The 17,683-nt window shown below is 64.0% G+C and carries 19 protein-coding genes; 13 read left to right on the forward strand and 6 right to left on the reverse strand.

Annotated features, from left to right (window positions below; all coding sequences use genetic code 11):
- The first annotated feature begins 7 nt into the window (after positions 1–7).
- Together FRZ44_RS01065 and FRZ44_RS01070 are read left to right on the forward strand one after the other, a co-directional pair.
- Complete coding sequence (locus FRZ44_RS01065) at positions 8–433, forward strand: hypothetical protein (RefSeq protein WP_151175433.1); 426 nt, start codon at positions 8–10, stop codon at positions 431–433.
- Positions 434–468: 35 nt separating this feature from the next.
- Positions 469–1,545: a Rieske 2Fe-2S domain-containing protein gene (locus FRZ44_RS01070; RefSeq protein ID WP_151175434.1), complete on the forward strand. Its 1,077-nt coding sequence runs from the start codon at positions 469–471 to the stop codon at positions 1,543–1,545.
- Positions 1,546–1,559: 14 nt separating this feature from the next.
- Here the strand turns inward: FRZ44_RS01070 and FRZ44_RS01075 are convergent, their stop codons facing one another.
- Complete coding sequence (locus FRZ44_RS01075; RefSeq protein ID WP_151175435.1) at positions 1,560–2,663, reverse strand: acyltransferase family protein; 1,104 nt, start codon at positions 2,661–2,663, stop codon at positions 1,560–1,562.
- 338 nt (positions 2,664–3,001) lie between these two features.
- Between FRZ44_RS01075 and rpmI the strand changes: the two genes are divergently transcribed.
- The 5 genes from rpmI to pheT all read left to right on the forward strand — a co-directional run bounded on the left by rpmI (position 3,002) and on the right by pheT (position 8,001).
- Positions 3,002–3,202 carry a 50S ribosomal protein L35 gene (gene rpmI / locus FRZ44_RS01080; protein WP_151175436.1) on the forward strand — a complete coding sequence of 67 codons (201 nt, stop codon included), beginning with the start codon at positions 3,002–3,004 and terminating at the stop codon, positions 3,200–3,202.
- Between the two features lie 13 nt (positions 3,203–3,215).
- Entirely contained in the window at positions 3,216–3,581 is a 366-nt protein-coding gene (gene rplT, locus FRZ44_RS01085) for a 50S ribosomal protein L20 (RefSeq protein ID WP_151175437.1), read from the forward strand.
- Positions 3,582–3,610: 29 nt separating this feature from the next.
- Positions 3,611–4,024: a hypothetical protein gene (locus tag FRZ44_RS01090; RefSeq protein ID WP_151175438.1), complete on the forward strand. Its 414-nt coding sequence runs from the start codon at positions 3,611–3,613 to the stop codon at positions 4,022–4,024.
- A 414-nt stretch (positions 4,025–4,438) separates the two neighbouring features.
- Complete coding sequence (pheS, locus tag FRZ44_RS01095; protein ID WP_151175439.1) at positions 4,439–5,599, forward strand: phenylalanine--tRNA ligase subunit alpha; 1,161 nt, start codon at positions 4,439–4,441, stop codon at positions 5,597–5,599.
- Positions 5,596–8,001, forward strand: a complete 2,406-nt coding sequence (gene pheT, locus FRZ44_RS01100; protein WP_151175440.1) for a phenylalanine--tRNA ligase subunit beta — start codon at positions 5,596–5,598, stop codon at positions 7,999–8,001. Before pheS ends, pheT begins: the two co-directional genes overlap by 4 nt.
- A 219-nt stretch (positions 8,002–8,220) precedes the next feature.
- Here pheT and FRZ44_RS01105 read toward each other — a convergent pair whose 3' ends face one another.
- The gene (locus FRZ44_RS01105; protein WP_151175441.1) at positions 8,221–8,469 is read right to left on the reverse strand and encodes a hypothetical protein; all 249 of its coding nucleotides are present in this window, start codon (positions 8,467–8,469) and stop codon (positions 8,221–8,223) included.
- A 447-nt stretch (positions 8,470–8,916) separates the two neighbouring features.
- On the opposite strand from FRZ44_RS01105, the gene FRZ44_RS01110 reads away from it, so the two are divergent.
- On the forward strand, positions 8,917–9,489 hold the full coding sequence (locus FRZ44_RS01110; RefSeq protein WP_191908341.1) for a phasin family protein: 573 nt from the start codon (positions 8,917–8,919) through the stop codon (positions 9,487–9,489).
- Positions 9,490–9,553: 64 nt separating this feature from the next.
- On the opposite strand, the gene FRZ44_RS01115 is transcribed toward FRZ44_RS01110, so the two are convergent.
- Together FRZ44_RS01115 and FRZ44_RS01120 are read right to left on the reverse strand one after the other, a co-directional pair.
- Entirely contained in the window at positions 9,554–10,204 is a 651-nt protein-coding gene (locus FRZ44_RS01115; protein WP_151175443.1) for a LysE family translocator, read from the reverse strand.
- 59 nt (positions 10,205–10,263) lie between these two features.
- Positions 10,264–10,545 carry a hypothetical protein gene (locus FRZ44_RS01120; RefSeq protein ID WP_151175444.1) on the reverse strand — a complete coding sequence of 94 codons (282 nt, stop codon included), beginning with the start codon at positions 10,543–10,545 and terminating at the stop codon, positions 10,264–10,266.
- A 233-nt stretch (positions 10,546–10,778) separates the two neighbouring features.
- Between FRZ44_RS01120 and FRZ44_RS01125 the strand changes: the two genes are divergently transcribed.
- Genes FRZ44_RS01125 through rmuC form a run of 4 tightly spaced genes read left to right on the forward strand, consistent with a single transcriptional unit; the run spans position 10,779 to position 14,390 of the window.
- Entirely contained in the window at positions 10,779–11,723 is a 945-nt protein-coding gene (locus tag FRZ44_RS01125) for a hypothetical protein (protein WP_151175445.1), read from the forward strand.
- A 9-nt stretch (positions 11,724–11,732) separates the two neighbouring features.
- Positions 11,733–12,017: a hypothetical protein gene (locus tag FRZ44_RS01130; protein ID WP_151175446.1), complete on the forward strand. Its 285-nt coding sequence runs from the start codon at positions 11,733–11,735 to the stop codon at positions 12,015–12,017.
- Between the two features lie 6 nt (positions 12,018–12,023).
- Positions 12,024–12,581, forward strand: a complete 558-nt coding sequence (locus FRZ44_RS01135) for a hypothetical protein (RefSeq protein WP_151175447.1) — start codon at positions 12,024–12,026, stop codon at positions 12,579–12,581.
- Between the two features lie 54 nt (positions 12,582–12,635).
- Entirely contained in the window at positions 12,636–14,390 is a 1,755-nt protein-coding gene (gene rmuC, locus FRZ44_RS01140; RefSeq protein ID WP_225308486.1) for a DNA recombination protein RmuC, read from the forward strand.
- A gap of 25 nt (positions 14,391–14,415) precedes the next feature.
- Here rmuC and FRZ44_RS01145 read toward each other — a convergent pair whose 3' ends face one another.
- Positions 14,416–14,967 carry a TetR/AcrR family transcriptional regulator gene (locus FRZ44_RS01145; RefSeq protein ID WP_151175448.1) on the reverse strand — a complete coding sequence of 184 codons (552 nt, stop codon included), beginning with the start codon at positions 14,965–14,967 and terminating at the stop codon, positions 14,416–14,418.
- A gap of 381 nt (positions 14,968–15,348) precedes the next feature.
- Here FRZ44_RS01145 and lepA point away from each other — a divergent pair, with 381 nt between their 5' ends.
- Positions 15,349–17,151: a translation elongation factor 4 gene (gene lepA / locus FRZ44_RS01150; protein ID WP_151175449.1), complete on the forward strand. Its 1,803-nt coding sequence runs from the start codon at positions 15,349–15,351 to the stop codon at positions 17,149–17,151.
- Positions 17,152–17,182: 31 nt separating this feature from the next.
- Here the strand turns inward: lepA and FRZ44_RS01155 are convergent, their stop codons facing one another.
- Positions 17,183–17,491, reverse strand: a complete 309-nt coding sequence (locus FRZ44_RS01155; RefSeq protein ID WP_151175450.1) for a hypothetical protein — start codon at positions 17,489–17,491, stop codon at positions 17,183–17,185.
- Positions 17,492–17,683 lie beyond the last annotated feature (192 nt).

Consider the following 17,683-nt stretch of genomic DNA (forward strand, 5'->3'; position numbering starts at 1 on the left):
AGACGCGATGGCCGAGCCCGAAGAACAGCCCCGAGACATCATCGACGTCAGCGCCGCGCCGAAGGCCTCGGTGGTGCGGCTGACGCCGGCGGGCTCGTCCCTGGCCCCGCAGGAGGCGCTGCCCCCGGAACCGTCCTATTGGGCGCCGCCGGAAGAGAGCCCGTCCCCCTCGGCGGTCTTCGCGCTGCCGCCGACCCTGTTTCGCAAGCCGCCCGTCCTGGGGCTCCTCGCCGTCATCTACGGCGTCGTGGCGCTGATCAAGCTGCCGATCCTGTTCGGGCCGCTGGCGATCCTGTTCGCGATCGCCGCTCTCTGCCGGAAGCAGTACTGGTATGCCGGGGTGGGCGCCGCCACCGGTGCCGCGGGCCTCGTCAGCTCCTCGACCTTCTGGCTGCTGGTCGGCTCCGGCTGGCTGATCAACTATCTGCTCTGATTCGATCCCGACGATTTTTCTGAAGGGAAGCGGCGATGGCGAATCCCGAATGGCACCGGCTGGGTCCGGTTGCGGCGTTGAAACAGAAGCCGCTGCAGGCGGTCACGGTCGAGGGCGTGCCGATCGCGCTCTCTTGGGACCAGGGCCGCTTCGGCGCGATCTCGGGGCGCTGCCTCCATGCGGGCGGGCCGTTGGGGCAGGGCACGCTCCGCGACGGCTATGTGGTCTGTCCCTGGCATGGCTGGACCTATCAGCGCGAGACCGGCGAGGGCGAGCCCGGCAGCACCGACGTGGTGCCGCGATATCTGCTGAAGGAGGAAGGCGGCGATCTCTTCATCGACCTCGCCTCGGCGACCCACCCGCGTCCCGCCTCTCATTCGCCCCATCCGCTGGCGCGCGATCCCAAGCGCGCGGACGGGCCGCTGCGGGTCGTCGGCATCTCGACGACGGTCATGGATCGGGGGGCGCCGCGCTACTCGACCTCGGAGGATCTGTTGCGGGTGGCGCTCGAAGCGGCCGCGGCCGAAGGCGCCGAGACGCAATTCATCACGCTCAACAATCTCAAGTTCCGCGCCTGCGAGGGCTATTACTCGAAGAGTGCGAACGCCTGTACCTGGCCCTGCTCGATCACGCAGATGGACGACAAGGACGAGCTCACAACCGTCTATGAGGCGCTGGTCCATTGGGCGGACGTGGTGCTGATCGCGACGCCGATCCGCTGGGGCAATGCCAGCTCGCTCTATTTCAAGATGATCGAGCGCATGAACTGCATCCAGAACCAGATCACGACCCATGACCATGTGCTGATCCGCAACAAGGTCGCGGGCTTCATCATCACCGGCGGCCAGGACAATGTGCAGTCGGTCGCGGGCGAGATGATGATGTTCTTCGGCGAGCTGGGTTTCACCTTCCCGCAATTCCCCTTCGTCGGCCACAGCCGCGGCTGGTCGGCCGAGGACATGGAGAACAACATGGCGGCAGTGAAGGCCGACCAGGAGCTGCGCCAGGGGACGCGCGCCCTGGCGCTGCGCTGCCTGGAGCAGGCGCGGAGGCTGGTCGCCGCCGGTGCCGGCCCGGCCCGGACCGAGCGCGGTGGCCGCAAGGCAAACTGACGGGGGGCGGCTCTTCAGCCGGATCGGCGATCGGCGCTGGCGCTCGGGATGGCGATGCTCGCCGCCGGGATCGGCGTGGATCTTTGGAGAAGACGATGCGCAATCCGGCGTCCCGCGGCAATGCCGGGCCGCTCGATGTAGCGATAGGCCAACTGAGCCAGAGGCAGCGTCATCGCAAACGAGAGAAAGACAAGGAGAAGGAAGCCGGCGACAGTCGGCAGGCTGTGCAGATCGATTCCTAACGCGTCGAAGATTCGGCTGGCCAGCGCTCGTCCCAAGGGGTGGAGGAGATAGATCGAATAGGAAAGCCGGCCCGCCCATTGGATGAAGCGCCCCTCGAGAAAATGGCCGCCCGGCGCCGATGCGTTGGCGATGGCGAAGGTCGCGCCAATGATGGCGACGAGCTGGGAGGCGGCACCTTTGCTGAAGGCGAGATCCGCCAGCAACAGGATGACAAGGCCGGCCCAGAACAGCCCGCTGGTTGGCCGGCGATGGGACTTCATGGAGCCGATGGCGCAACCCAAGACGAAGGCCGGCAGGGCGCGCAGAAGATAATTCTGATAGCAACCGATGGAAATGACGAGCGTCAGCGCGAGGAGTGCCGCCAAGGCGACGGGGCGCCAGCGCCAGGCCAGCAGGGCGACGAATACCAGCAGGCTGCCGATCATCTCGACCTGCAGCGTCCAGGTGACGTCGAGGGGCTGCAGCAGAAGCATGTAGCCGATGGTCGCGCGCCAAGGCAGATGGTCGAGGATTGCAATGGCCAAGGTACTGACGATCAGCAGCGGCATGATGCGGAACAGCCGCCTGGTGCCATAGGCTGCAAGCTCGATCGGATAGCGTCGCGATATCGTCGCCAGCGATCCGAACAGAACATGGCCGCTCAGGACGAAGAAGAGCAGGACGGCAGCGTGCCCATTGAAGATCACATGGGCGGCGCGCAGCAGGATGTCGGTCGCACTGGTCGGATCGACCTGCCAGAAGGCCAGTCTATGGAGCGGAAGCGGCGACATCGCGGTGGCGCAATGGCTGGCGGCGACCGACAGGGCGCCGGCCCCGCGCAAGGCATCGAGGCGCCGGTTGCGCTGCGGCTCTCCTTGAACATCAGGTTCTGGCATGATCTGCGTTTTCCCCTGGCCCGGCGCCGCCAAAGAGACGAGCAGCCGGAATTATAAGGGCGGAGATCGTTAAATTTTCTGAGCGGCGCGGCGGAAGAGCCGGCTCCGAGGGCTGGGCCCGGCCTGCCGGAGCCCGGGAAAGGGGCGGCTTCGTCGATCGCTCCCGGGACCGGGGGTCTCCCCACCTCCCGCCGCGACAAAAGGCGGGCCCCGCCATTTCTTGCCAATCCGGGGGGCTTTCTGTATAACCGCGCGTCCTCGGTGAGCGAGTCCGGGCCTGAATAGGGCATGCCCGGCCGCCCGAAAGACAAGGTTTTCAAGCAGTTAGAGGATATGAAATGCCCAAGATGAAGACCAAGAGCGGCGCCAAGAAGCGCTTCGCTCTCACCGCCACTGGCAAGGTCAAGATGACCCCGTCGCGCAAGCGCCACGGGATGTCGAAGCGGACCCAGAAAATGAAGCGGCAGGCCCGCGGTATGCGGATCATGGCCGACATGGACGCCGCGAACGTCAAGAAATTCTTCCTGCCCAACGGTTGAGAGAGAGTAAGCCATGGCACGCGTCAAGCGGGGCGTCACCACCCACGCCCGTCACAAGAAGATCGTCGATGCAGCCGCCGGTTATTTCGGCCGCTCCTCGACCAATTTCCGGATCGCGATCGAGAAGGTCGAGAAAGGCATGCAATATGCCTATCGCGACCGGCGCAACAAGAAGCGCGACTTCCGCGGTCTCTGGATCCAGCGCATCAATGCGGGCGTGCGCGAGCACGGCCTGACCTACTCGCAGTTCATCGCCGGCATCAAGAAGGCCGGCATCGAGGTGGACCGCAAGGTGCTGGCGGATCTCGCCGTGCGCGAACCGGCCGCCTTCGGCGCGCTGGTGAAGCAGGCGAGCGACGCGCTCGGCAAGGGCGCCTGATCCCCGCATCCGGAATGCCGGTACTCGTCATGAGCCCCGCCTCCCGGCTGAAGGCCCGGATGGCGGGGCTTTTGCTGCCGGCTCTCCTGTCCCTGGGCCTCGCGGGCTGCGACCGCTATGGCGACGACATCGCGCTGGTGAAGAAGACGCCCGTGCTGGGCGACACCACCGGCGAGAAGCTCTGCACCGACACCGCCGGCGCGCGGGGCAAGTTCGAATGGTCGGCTGGGAAATCCGAGACCTACAAGGACAATGACCAGATCGTGCAGGTCACCTGCCTGGTGACGAAGCCGAGCAGCTCGGGCGGCCAGCACAAGATCGAGTTCGAGTTCATCCATAACCGCCAGACCGAGAAGGTCGCCCTCGACCGGCTGCTGATCGACGGCCAGCAGCAGAACCTGCTGTCGGGCGCGCTGAATTTGATGCTGATGCAGCTGGACTAACGAGAGTGCCCCCTCCCCCTACCCCCTCCCGCAAGGGGAGGGGGCTAGAGAAATAGCGATCACGTCCCCTCCCCTTGCGGGAGGGGCAGCGGTGCCGAGCGTTAGCAAGGCATCGCGGGGAGGGGACGGTGTGATTCTTGATAGGCGCGATCCCTGGTAGGGGCCGCCTCCTCAGATTGACCGGCCGCCGGCGTTGCGCCTATCCTCCGGCCCCATGGAACTGGCGATCGCAACGCACCGATTTACCGGCGGCCTGACCGCGCGACGACGGCCCGCTTCATCGCGGCCGGCTCGGGCAGGGCGCTGATCCGATCAAGCGACCCGCCAGGGACGGCAACAAGACCAAGCGAAGGGGCCGAGCCATGTTCGGCCCCTTCGCTTTTTACGCATGTGAGTTTCTCAAGGACAGGTTCGATGCTCGAGGATGCAAGGCGGATGGAGAAGAAATGGCTGGAGGCGGTCGCGGCCGCGTCCGGCCTCGAGGCGCTCGAAACCTTGCGCGTCGAAGCGCTCGGCAAGAAGGGCGAGATCTCCGGCCTGATGAAGGGGCTGGGCGCCTTGACGCCCGACGAGCGCAAGAGCGCGGGGGCCGCGCTCAACCAGCTGAAGGATTCGGTCGCAGCCGCGATCGAGGCGCGCAAGGCCCAGCTCGGCGAGGCCGCGATCGATGCGCGCCTGCAGCGCGAGACGCTCGACATGACCCTGCCGGTCGGCACCGGCCCGCAGGGCCGGCTCCATCCGATCAGCCAGACCATCGACGAGATCATCGCCATCTTCGGCGAAATGGGCTTCAAAGTCGCCGAAGGTCCCGACATCGAAGAGGACTTCTACAACTTCACGGCGCTCAATATTCCGCCGGACCATCCCGCGCGTCAGATGCACGACACGTTTTACTTGGGCGCCTCGGGCAGCGGCCGCCCCACCAACCCCGCTGCCCTCGGCGCGGAAGAAAGTGCAGATAGAAAGTTCGGCAAGGCCGCGACCCCGACGGATCTCGAAGGGCGCAAGCTGCTGCGCACCCACACCTCGCCGGTGCAGATCCGCTATATGAAATCGCACAAGCCGCCGATGCGCATCATCGCGCCCGGCCGGACCTATCGCTGCGATTCCGACATGACCCACACGCCGATGTTCCACCAGGTCGAGGGGCTGGTCATCGACGAGAAGACCCATATGGGCCATCTCAAGGGCTGCCTCACCGAGTTCTGCCGCGCTTTCTTCGGCGTGTCCGATCTGCCGCTGCGCTTCCGCCCCAGCTTCTTCCCCTTCACCGAGCCCTCGGCCGAGGTCGATATCGGCTGCTCGCGCAAAGGGGGCGAGCTCAAGCTCGGCAATTACGGCGATTGGCTCGAGATCCTGGGTTGCGGCATGGTCCATCCCAAGGTGCTGGAGCTGGGCGGCGTCGATCCGGCGCGCTACCAGGGCTTCGCCTTCGGCATGGGGATCGAGCGCATAGCCATGCTGAAATACGGGATTCCGGACTTGCGCACCTTCTTCGACGGCGATGCGCGCTGGCTCTCCCACTACGGCTTCCAGCCCCTGGATGTGCCGAGCCTGGTGGGAGCGGCGCGATGAAATTCACGCTCGGCTGGCTCAAGGATCATCTCGACACGACGGCGGACGCGGCGGCGATCGCCGACCGGCTGACCAAGCTCGGCCTCGAGGTCGAGAGCGTCGAGGACCGCTCGAAGGATCTGGCACCCTTCCGCGTCGCCTATGTGATCGAGGCGAAGCCGCATCCCAATGCGGACCGCCTGCGGGTCTGCATGGTCGATACCGGCGAGGGCGATCCGGTCCAGGTCGTTTGCGGCGCCCCCAATGCGCGCACCGGCATGAAGGGCGTGTTCGCACCGGCCGGCAGCCATATCCCCGGCACCGGCCTCGATCTCAAGAAGGGCAATATCCGCGGCGTCGATTCCAACGGCATGCTCTGCTCGGCCCGCGAGATGGGGCTGGGCCAGGATCATGACGGCATCATCGAGCTGCCGGCCGATGCGCCGGTGGGCGTGCCCTTCGCCAAGGTGATGGGGCTCGACGATCCGCTGTTCGACATCGCGATCACGGCCGACCGCGCCGACTGCCTCGGCGTGCGCGGCATCGCGCGCGATCTGGCGGCGGCGGGCATCGGCAAGCTCAAGCCGCTCGCGATCGCCAAGGCCGAGGGCAGCTTCGACAGCCCGATCCGCTGGCGGCGCGACCTGCCGGCCGAGGCGGACAAGGCCTGCCCCTATGTGGTCGGGCGCTATTTCCGCAACGTCAGGAACGGCCCGAGCCCGCAATGGCTCAAGGACCGGCTGGTCGCGATCGGCCTGCGGCCGATCTCGGCGCTGGTCGACATCACCAACTATGTGACCTTCGATCTCGGCCGCCCGCTCCATGTGTTCGATGCCGACAAGCTCGCCGGCGACCTCACCATGCGCCTCGCGCGCGAGGGCGAGGAAGTCCTGGCCCTCGACGGCCGCACCTATCGCCTCGAGCCGGACATGACGGTGATCGCAGACAGCAAGGGCGTTCACGGCATCGGCGGCATCATGGGCGGCGAGCTTACCGGCTGCACGCCCGAGACGAAGAACGTGTTCCTCGAGGTGGCGCTGTTCGATCCCAAGCGGGTCGCGGCGACGGGCCGCCGGCTCGGCATCGAGAGCGACGCGCGCTATCGCTTCGAGCGCGGCGTCGATCCGATGTCGGCCGATTGGGGCGCGGAGATCGCGGCCAAGCTGGTGCGCGAGCTTTGCGGCGGCGAGGCGAGCCATGTGGTGAAGGCGGGTTCGATGCCGGAATGGCGCCGGCCGCTGCCGCTGCGGCCCGAGCGCGTCTTCGCGCTGGGCGGGCTCGATCTGCCGGTCGCGGAATCGGGACGCATCCTTGAAGCGCTGGGCTGCGAGGTCGTGGCCGAGGGCAGGATCCTCCGCGTCACGCCGCCGTCCTGGCGCGCGGATATCGAAGGTGAAGCCGATCTCGTCGAAGAAGTCGTGCGGGTCAAAGGCTATGACGAGGTGCCGGCCGTGCCGCTCGAGCGCGACACGCCGCTGCCCGAGCCCGCAGTCACGCTGGGCCAGCGCCGTGCCCAGCAGGCCAAACGCATCCTCGCCTCGCGCGGACTGCTCGAGGCGGTGACCTATTCCTTCACCTCCTCGGCGGCCGCTGCCTTTTTCGGCGGTGTCAAGCCGGAGCTGATGCTGGCCAATCCGATCTCGGCCGATCTCGACGTGATGCGGCCATCGATCCTGCCGAACCTGGTGATGGCGGCGGCGCGCAATGCCGCGCGAGGCTTAAGCGATCTCGGGCTGTTCGAGGTGGGTCCGCATTACACCGACGCCACGCCGGAAGGCCAGGCGCTGGTGGCGGCGGGCTTGCGCGCGGGCCAGACCGGCGCGCGGAACTGGCGCGACAAGCCGCGGCCCGTCGATGCGTTCGATGCCAAGGCCGATGCGATGGCGCTGCTGACGATCCTCGGCGCGCCGGTGGAGAATTTCCAGGTCACCGCCGATGCGCCGGCCTGGTATCACCCGGGCCAGTCGGGCCAGCTCCGGCTGGGACCGACGGTGCTGGCGCGCTTCGGCACGCTCCATCCGCGCGTCGCGAAGGGGCTCGGACTCGAAGGTCCGGCCGTGGCGTTCGAGATCATGCTGGATACGATTCCGCAGCCCAAAGCGAAGAGCGGACCGCAGCGCCCGCCGCTGAAGGCCTCGGCCTATCAGCCGGTCGAGCGCGACTTCGCGTTCCTGATGGCGTCGGACGTGCCAGCCGACAAGCTGATCCGCGCCGCGAAATCGGCGGACAAGGCGCTGATCCAGAATGTCAGCCTGTTCGATCTCTACGAGGGCGACCGCATCGAGGCCGGCAAGAAGTCGGTCGCGATCTCGGTCACGCTGCAGCCGACCGACCGCACGCTGACCGATGCGGAGATCGAGCAGGTGTCGCAGAAGATCGTGGCCGCGGTAACGAAGGCGACGGGCGCGGTGCTGCGGAGCTGAGGCCGTTGAATGCGCCCATCAGGAAGAGGGCGCGCGTTATCGCCTTTGGTCATCCCCGCGAAAGCGGGGACCCATCTTTCAACTCGATACGCTGGATCGAGTTGGGCCCCCGCTTTCGCGGGGGTGACAATGAGCGCTGTGGCGACGATGGAGCGCCGCGGTGACGATGAGAGCGGGCAGAACGAGCTCGGGAGAGCAGCGGCGAAAACCTCGCGCCCTCTAGTGCCGCGCGGTGCTCTGCGGCAGGAAGCCCTGCTGGTCCCAGAGCTGCGCGCTGGCCCAGTCCATCGCGTCGGTGAACGCGTCCTCGCCGACCTTCGCGGTCAGGATGTTGCCGACCTCGCTCAGCGCCGCCTCGAGCTGGTCGGCGTGATCGTCGCGGCCGTTGGCGCGCAGCAGACGGCTCAAGGCCGCGCTGTGCATCATCCAGAGCGCGGCGGTGCGCGCGGTGTCGTTGGGATCGGTCACGGGGTGCGGGCCTCCGGCTGCGAATGGTCGATGAAGAGTTTATGTCGCCCCCATTAACAGCCTGTGAATTCGCCGCAAAGCCGTCAACCCGTCGAGGCGCGCTGCGCATTGCATCAACATCTAGCGTGATGATTTGACACAGTTACGTCGCTTGTCCTGGCCGACGGCATGGGCCTAGAGTCGATCTCGACGACGCGGGATCGATTCTCTTCCACGCCTCGGCAAAATTGCCGCGTCAGAGTCTCGTTGCGATCCGATCTCATATGTCAGGGCTCCGGTCGCAAGCCGTCGATCTCGCTCCGTGCAGCAGACGTTCCGGTTCGGCAGATCCCGTGTCTTCCAATGTCGTTTGTTGGAGGGATTTGCCGGTTTCGACCACCGTCACCGCGCATTGCAGGCCCGCGCGGCCTCCGGGTGGAACCCGTTTCACATCTGGGAGACAGAGTCATGTCACGCACAATTCCTCAAGCCGAAGTTCTCAAGCCCAGCGTCCTGAATGTTGGCCTGGCCAAGGCATCCCCGGAGACGCCCAAGGCGTCGATGGAGATTCCCAAGGTTCCGACCGACCGTCCGAAGCTGTCGACGGAGCCGTTGCAGGCGGCTGCGCCCACGGCTGTGACGCCCGAGATCGACTATCAGGCCTTCGCTCTCGCGAGCGGCGCCACCGTCAAGGCGCTGCTGCAGGCGAGCGAGGTGATGATGAAGGGAATGGCGGCGGTCGGCCAGGAAATGAGCGAGTTCGCCAGCCAGCGAATCCGCGAGAATGTCGAGCGTTCGGAGTCGCTGCTCCATTGCACGGACCCGACGGCGGCGTTCGGTCTTCACTGCGACTTCGCGCAAAAGGCGACGCAGCAATATCTCGAGGAGGCGGGGCGCCTGATGGCGCTGGCGACCCAGCTGACCGGAAAATGCTGGGAGCCGCTTCAGACCTTTACCCAGGAAACGGCCGCACAGGCGGCCGAGCGGGCCACCAGGGCCACGGCCGGGGGAGCCGACGATATGTCCCGCCGCAAGGCGTAGAATCGGATTGCGAGGCGGCGCAGCGTCATTTTCCTTCCGGAAGGAAGGGGATGACGCTGCCCGATCAGACCGAGCGGCTGGCGTCGAGGATGAGCTTTGCGCCCAGCGCGCCCATGACCGCGCCGGCTGCCCGGTCGATCCAGCCTTTGCTGCCGAGATAGGCGCGGCGGGGCCGATCCGCCGAGAACAGCAGCGCCACGATGCTGTACCAGCCGCATTCGATCGCGAAGAAGAGCGGCGGCATGACCAGCACCATCCAGCCGGGCGGCGAGGGCGGCAGCAGGGCTGCGAAGATGCCGCCATAGACGATGGCGGTCTTGGGATTGGAGAGCTGTGTCATGAGACCCACCGCGAAGGAGCGGCGCGGCGATCCCGGACGCGGCTCCGCGCTATTGCCGGTGCGGTCGTCCTGCATGGCCAGCGGCCGCTTCGCCCCGCGCCACATCGCGATGGCGAGATAGAACAGATAGAGCGCGCCGGCGACCTTGAGCAACGCATAGAGCCATTCGACGCTGGCGAGCAGCGCGATCAACCCCATCAAGGCCAGACTGCAGAAGATGGCGCCGCCCATGCCCATGCCGAGGGCCGCGGCGAGCCCGTCGCGACGCGAGCGGGCGACCGCCATCCGCGCCACCAGCACGAAGCTCGGGCCGGGGCTCATCGCACCCAGGGCCAAGGTTCCGAGAATGGCGAGCAGAGCCAGGCTGGGCGTCATGGGATCTCTCTAGGACAGGCGGTGGGGGGCGAAAGCGTCGTCGCCGGAGTCTCCGACGATCAGGCGCGCGTGAGCAAGGCGAACTGGGCCCGTCCCGCCTCCAGCCGCGCCTCGGCGCCCGCCGCGATGCCGAGTTGATGCTCGGCGACGAGCGCCAGATAGCACAGTCGCGCCCGGCTGGCGGCGTCCGCCGCCGGAAAGCCCATGGCCCGGAACAACCCTTCGAGATAACCGAGGCGCTGGCGGTCGAGCGCCGCCAGGGCCTCGCGGATGGCGGGATCGCTCCGGCCCCAGCCGCGCAAGGCCGGCTCGGGCGATGAAGTCGCCTCCAACCCGCGCAAAATGGCGCCGTCCCCCTATGTCGCGCGAGGCGCGAGCGCACCGGCAGGGCGGATCTAAGACGCGCCTCGGGGCGCGATTACATGACGCAGGCGCGTTCGATTAAAGGAAGGGAGCGGATCACCGCCAAAAATGCGGGATAAAGGATATCCCGTATCATTTTTCTTGACTTGTTCTCTCACATCAAATATTTATTAGGGATACAGGACGTCCTTTATCCCTATTGGAGTTTAATATGTTCAACATTGTCCAGGATCGGCTGAACCAGTTTGGCGAGAAGTATGAAGACCTTGCGCCCGCAGTCGTTGGGGAACTGGTCAAATCAGCTGGAGAATTCTTGGAATATCTTGTGGGTCAGCAAGCAGCAAATGAGGCCATGTCCTCGCTCATGCGGACTGCCTTGGGGATCGAATTGGAGAACCCCGAAGAATGGCGCCTCCAATGGGAGGCACTGGGTCTATCGGATCTCGCGAGGCTCGTTGGTTCAGAGAATTTCACGAATCTTTATGCCTATGCATTCTTTGGCTTGCCTACAACCTATGATCGTAGTCTTGATGAAAGAGGCTTGTCCATTCTGGGCCACTGCACGAGCGCTGACATGTTCCTTGAAAGCTGTCCGCGAACCTGGGCCGACGTAGGAGTGCTGGAGCGAACACTTGAGGCCGCGCAAACCCGCTGGGCTATTGATGCTGGTGTCGACGGAACTTTGGTCGGTCCCGAAGGGCTCGCGGCAATTGCAGGTGTCAGCCTCAAGAGCATTAAGAACATTTTGGCACCATCGAGCGGTAGCGATCTCCGGACCACTGAGAACGGACAGGTCCGAGTCGAAGACGCACGTCGCTGGCTCGAGGGCCGGCCCGGGTTTCTTCCTTCAATCTGGGAGCTAGATGAAGCCGGTTCCGTGGTTCCGGCGTCCACGGCCGACCACATGTTGGATGACGTCCTCTTTGTACCGGTAGCCAAAGACGGGTCACATTTCTCGCCGGAGTGCCTAGTTGGCAAGCACTATCAGATCGGCCCGAAGTCAGCTCCTCAAAAGATTGCAGATTTTCGATTGGCTCTCGATCTCCTCACTCGCATGGAGCCACCCCGTTGGCGTCGGCCAAACTCCAAGGGTGTTCCTGGTCTGGTGACTGGTGTGACGTGGACACGCAAGACAGCTGCAGAGCTCGGTCTATAGGGGGCACAAATGTCTTTAGAAATGGAACTTACGCGACATGCAGCTACGCGAATTCAGCAGCGCGGTTATCGACCGTCTGACGTCGCCGAGTTGTTGGAATTGGCGGTAGAGATAGACAATGGGTACTTCCTCGATCGCCGTGCAGTCGATGACGCCATCCAAGAGCTAAAACTTAAGATCAACGCACTGGAGCGTCTTAAGAATACGGTTGTTATCACCAATGGTGATCGCGTTATTACAATCTACAAGAAAGGAAAGGACCGAAAGCAATCGGTGGGTGCCTCCGCATTGTAAAATTAAATGGCCAACCGCAAGCCACACCGAAAGAAGAGATTGGAAAAATCAGGTATGCACCCCTTTTCAAGTTTCAAGCATTGGTTGGTGTCCTGCCAAAAAGAAGCTGATTTGCTAGTGCGGGTCGAGGCGCCAGACACGAAAGCGTTGGGATTATCGAAGCGGTCGTCTTGGGATTGCGTGAATGAAATAATTTCAAAAGATCGCATCTGGTTTCGAGATGCACAGAAAGACAAAATTATAGGCCTTGCCGAAGCCAAAGCGAAACATCGCGGACCTCATTCGCATGATGCCGCTCGCCATCCGGTCGCTATTCAGTGGTCAGTAAGCCCCTTGGGAGGTTTCGAGGGCCCATTATCACGAACGATGTTCTTTCGAGAATTCCAGAAATTCGATGACGGTTCTGCTGGCTTCTCGCTGACGCGTGCGCCGCAAACATTTGCGTTCGACCATTACTGCTATCCACTCTCCGACACGCTTGTCGAATCGCTATCTAGATTGCTCAAGTTCACCCACCGTCGCTTTACGGTCATCGATGCCCTGAAGCGAGATGTTCTCTCCTAGAGCTCCTTTGTCTCCGAGATCTCGCCGGGCCACCGCAACTCGTAAGGTAAATGTATGTTGGATCGTCCATTTCTGTTCGAATCTCTAACTATCCTGACTCTGTTTGTTTCGTTCCTCTCGATCATGGGGATATTCCTGGTTTGGAGGCGCTCCGGTGATAGCGGCGGCCTCCGTGGAGAACTTCAGGCTGGACTCGGTAACGTTGCCGCCAGCTCAGAACGAATGGAGCGCACTTATCGCAGCGAAACTAACTTGATGCGCGACGAAGCTGAGGCGCGCGGTAAGGCGTTGCGTGAAGAAGTGGGCGGAACAATTCGGGGGTTTAGTGACTCAATCCAGGCGCGAGTCGATGACCTCAGTAGCCGCCTCGAGGAACGATTGCGCTCTTTTGGAGCGCAGGAAGTGGAGAACGCAATCGCGCTACGAGATCAGATTGGCGTCACTCTCAAACAGGTCGGAGACGACCTGCGAAAGACGGCGGCTCTATTGTCGCAACAACAAGAGGAGCGGCTGATAGCTCTGACGAGTACGGTAGACAAGCTGAATCAGGATAGCGCGACTCAATCTTCACTGTTTCGAACTTCAATCGAAGAGCGGTTCAATGCATTTCGCAAAGATAATGCGGAATCGGCGTTGGCAATTCGAACAGAAGCAGCCACGCAAGCTGTTGCTCTGCAAGAGGCTGTCGCTGCGAATTTGAACCGAGTTGGTGCAGATCTCAGAGAAAACGCAAAATCGCTTGTCGACGCGCTACAGAAAGGGCTGGGATCTGTGGGAGCTCAGATTGCTTCGTTGATCGAAGCGAATGGAAAGCAGCAGGAAGCTCTTAGGCAGGTGGTCGAAGGTCGCCTCGATAAGCTTCGTGAGGAGAATACGAACAAACTGGAGGAGATGCGCAAGACTGTAGACGAGAAGCTTCAGGGTACTTTGGAGAAGCGGCTCGGAGAGTCTTTCTCTGTCGTGAGCGAACGCTTGGAGCGGGTTCACCAAGGCCTCGGGGAAATGCAGAATCTTGCTACTGGGGTGGGCGACCTCAAGCGCGTACTTACAAACGTCAAGGTTCGCGGTGGCTGGGCGGAAGTTCAGTTGGGCGCACTACTGGAGCAGATGCTGTCACCTGACCAATACGTGAAGAATGCCCGCGTCAAGGAGCACAGCTCCGAAGTCGTTGAGTACGCCGTTCGGCTGCCTGGAAACGCAGAGGAGGACGGGGCGCTCTTGCTTCCAATTGATGCGAAATTCCCTCATGAGGATTACGACCGACTGGTAGACGCTCTTGAACGTGGAGATGTCACCGCCGTAGAAATCGCTGGTAATCAACTCGAGGCGCGAATCAAAGCTGAGGCGAAGCGCATCTGTGACAAATACATTGAGCCGCCTCAGACAACGGACTTCGCGATCATGTTTCTTCCGACCGAGGGGCTTTATGCCGAAATAGTGCGTCGCCCCGGGTTGGCGGACTACATTCAACGTCAGCATCGCGTCGCAATCAGTGGTCCCACAACTCTCACCGTGCTGCTTCATAGCTTTCAGATGGGATTTCGGACCCTTGCAATTCAGAAGCGATCAAGCGAAGTGTGGCGCATCCTCGGCGAGGCGAAGGCAGAGTTTGGGAAGTACGGCGAAGTTATTGACAAGGTGCGCAAGCAGCTTGTTACCGCGTCCAACTCGCTCGACGACGTCGGAGTGCGCAGTCGTGCTATCGAAAGAAAGCTTCGGGGCGTCGAGGTAATCGAGCAAACCAGTGCCACTGTTGCTCTGAGTAGAGACGCGGGGCTCGCCGTGAGCGGAGATGTTGCCGCCGACTGATCGCGGTCTAATCTCGTTCGTCGGCTTATTGTGCTGTCAGCAAGGCGAACTGCGCCCGTGCCGCCTCAAGCCGCTCCTCGGCGCTCGCCGCGATGCCGAGTTGGTGCTCGGCGATGAGCGAGAGATAGCAGAGCCGCGTCCGGGCGTTCGCGTCCGCGGCAGGAAAGCCCATGGCCCGGAACAGCCCCTCGAGATAGCCGAGGCGCTGGCGATCCAGGGCCTCGAGCGCCTCGCGGATGGCGGGATCGCCCCGGCCCCAGCCGCGCAAGGCCGGCTCGGGCGAGCCGGCACCCTCGCGGATGACGGTCTCGATCAGGGCCCAGAGCCGCTGCTGGGGTGTTCCCTTCTGCGCCTCGACCCGGGCGATCAGGGCACCGCCCGACCGCTCGCGCCATTGCGCCAGCATGGCGGCCAGGAGCGCCGCCCGGTCGGCGAAATAGCCGTAGCAGCTTCCCTTGGTGACGCCGAGATCGCGGGCCAGGGCCTCGATCCGGACCGCCGCCGGCCCGCCCTGGCTGAGCGCGCGCCAGCCCGCCGCGATCCAATCCTCTGCCCGATAGGTTGCCGGCCTGGCCATAAAGTACGGTATCGTATGTAATTGCTATAGGGTAGCCGAAAGCGCTTATCGATGTTATATACGAAATAGAATATTATCAATGCGAAGAATGCGCTCTGCCGTGGCCGGCCTGCGGCGTTCGGCGGGCCGCACCGGGGGCCCCTCGCGGTTGCAAGCCGGCGGGGCGGGCCCTATGTTCCTGCCCGCGCCGACGCGGACCCTGCGCGAGCCGACTCCGGGACCGAACCGAACGGGGACCGGCCTCAGGGACCAACGAGCGGTTTCTTGCCCCTACCGACCGCGTCTCTTCGCCGTCGGGCCGGCCTTGCCGACCCGGCGCCCGATTCGGTGCCGAGCCTCGACCAATGCCTTCCTGGATCTCATTGCCCCCTTGCGAGTGCCATGACCGACCTCAGCCTGCTGCGCAACTTCTCGATCATCGCCCATATCGACCATGGGAAATCGACCCTGGCCGACCGGCTGATCCAGCGCTGCGGCGGCCTGACCGATCGCGAGATGAAGGACCAGGTGCTCGATTCCATGGATATCGAGCGCGAGCGCGGCATCACCATCAAGGCGCAGACGGTGCGTCTCAGCTATCCGGCGAAGGACGGCAAGACCTACACGCTGAATCTGATGGACACGCCGGGCCATGTCGACTTCGCCTATGAGGTGAGCCGCAGCCTGGCCGCCTGCGAAGGCTCGCTGCTGGTGGTCGATGCCAGCCAGGGCGTCGAGGCCCAGACCCTCGCCAATGTCTATCAGGCGATCGACAATAATCACGAGATCATCCCGGTCCTGAACAAGATCGACCTGCCCGCGGCCGAGCCCGAGAAGGTGCGCCAGCAGATCGAGGATGTGATCGGGCTCGACGCCTCGAACGCGGTGCTGATCTCGGCCAAGACCGGCATCGGCATCGACGATGTGCTGGAAGCGCTGGTCACGCGCCTGCCGCCGCCGACGGGCGACCCCGAGGCGCCGTTGCGGGCCCTCCTGATCGACAGCTGGTACGACGCCTATCAGGGCGTGGTGACGCTGGTGCGGGTGAAGGACGGCGTGCTCAAGGCCGGCGTCAAGGTGCGCATGATGTCGACCGGCGCCGCCCATGTGATCGAGCGCGTGGGCGTCTTCACGCCCAAGGGCGTGGCGGTTCCGGAGCTGGGGCCGGGCGAGGTCGGCTTCATCATCGCCGGCATCAAGGAAGTCGCGGATTGCCGGATCGGCGACACGATCACCGACGATCGCCGGCCGGCGCCCGAGCCGCTGCCCGGCTTCAAGCCGTCGGTGCCGGTGGTGTTCTGCGGGCTCTTCCCGATCGACGCCGCCGAATATCCCAACCTGCGCGACAGCCTCGCCAAGCTCAGGCTCAACGATGCGAGCTTCCAGTTCGAGCCGGAAACCTCGGCCGCGCTGGGCTTCGGCTTCCGTTGCGGATTCTTAGGATTGCTGCATCTGGAGATCATCCAGGAGCGGCTCGAACGCGAGTTCAATCTCGACCTCATCACCACGGCGCCCTCGGTCGTCTATCGCGTCTATATGACGAACGGCGAGATGAAGGAGCTGCACAATCCGGCCGACATGCCGGAGGTGACGCGCATCGAGAAGATCGAAGAGCCCTGGATCAAGGCGACGATCCTGGTGCCGGACGAGTATCTGGGCCCGATCCTCAAGCTCTGCGAAGACCGCCGCGGCGAGCAGATCGACCTGACCTATGCCGGCAATCGCGCCATGCTGGTCTATCGCCTGCCGCTCAACGAGGTGGTGTTCGATTTCTACGACCGGCTCAAGTCGGTCTCGCGCGGTTATGCCTCGTTCGACTATATGGTCGACTCCTATCGCGAAGGCGAGCTGGTAAAGCTCTCGATCCTGGTGAATGGCGAGCCGGTCGATGCGCTCGCCTGCATCGTGCATAAGGGCCATGCCGAGCAGCGCGGCCGCGCGCTCTGCGCGCGCCTCAAGGAGCTGATCCCGAGGCAGCTCTTCAAGATCGCGATCCAGGCGGCGATCGGCGCCAAGGTGATCGCGCGCGAGACGGTGAGCGCGCTGCGCAAGGACGTCACGGCGAAGTGCTATGGCGGCGACATCAGCCGCAAGCGCAAGCTTCTCGACAAGCAGAAGGAGGGCAAGAAGAAGATGCGCCAATATGGCAGCGTCGAGATCCCTCAGTCGGCTTTCCTGGCCGCGCTCAAGATGGGCGACGACTGACCTCGGCGGTGACGTCAGCGAGAAGTCGGCGTCAGCCCCACCAGCGCCGGCGTTTGGCCGATCGGCGTCCGGCCAGCGACAGCAGCAGGCCCGGCAGGCCGAACACGACCCAGACCGGCGAGCCGAGGAAGACCGCCGCTCCGTGTCCCAGCGCCGGCCAGAGGGCCTCGAGTTGCGCGCGCAACCCGTCGCGGCTGGGCTCATGGAGCCAGCCCCAGGCCTGGCCGAGCGAAACCGCGTCCCAATGACCGTCCTTCAGCAGCAGGACGAGGTCATGACCCAGGAACGCCGCGGCGATCGCCAGCAGGACCCAGCCCAGATATCGCAGCGACCTTGCCATGCCTGCTTGTCGGTCTTTTTCCCGGCGTCGTGGACGCCCGACCTTAACGGCTTGGGCCGGCTGGGGAAACCGGCCGAACGGGGAGGGGTCGGCTCGGGCGGCCCGGGTGGTGATAACAATAGCGTGACTTGCCAAAAGATACTGGCGTGGTACCGGTAGCCTAACGAAGTCACCGCTTCGGCCCCGGTCGGG

The sequence above is a fragment of the Hypericibacter terrae genome (assembly GCF_008728855.1).
Taxonomy (GTDB): domain Bacteria; phylum Pseudomonadota; class Alphaproteobacteria; order Dongiales; family Dongiaceae; genus Hypericibacter; species Hypericibacter terrae.